The following is a 283-nucleotide window of genomic DNA, read 5'->3' on the forward strand; positions in this document are numbered from 1 at the left end:
CCTCGCCAGGTTGGTGGGTCTCCGACCGCAAGCACAAGGTGCTCGATGCCTTCAATGCCGAATCCGATCCGGCCAAGCGCGTCCAGCTGTTCGCCGATGTCCAGAAGGCGGTCCTCGACGAGGTTCCGGCGGTCAAGATCGGCGACTTCAACGCCCTGGCCGCCCAGGCGCCGACGCTGAAGGGCGTGACGCCGGCGCCATGGCCCTATTTCTGGAACGCCTATCTCGAAGGCAAATAGGCTCCTCCCGCCTGTCCCGCGCGCGACCGGGGCAGGCAAACAGG

General features: G+C 66.4%; 1 pseudogene. It reads left to right on the forward strand.

Going from position 1 to position 283, the window contains the following annotated elements:
* Positions 1 to 239 (forward strand): annotated as a pseudogene (locus tag EN851_RS35870) (ABC transporter substrate-binding protein); the annotation flags it as partial.
* Between the last annotated feature and the right edge of the window lie 44 nt (positions 240 to 283).

The sequence above is a fragment of the Mesorhizobium sp. M8A.F.Ca.ET.208.01.1.1 genome, assembly GCF_004791315.1.
Taxonomy (GTDB): Bacteria; Pseudomonadota; Alphaproteobacteria; order Rhizobiales; family Rhizobiaceae; genus Mesorhizobium.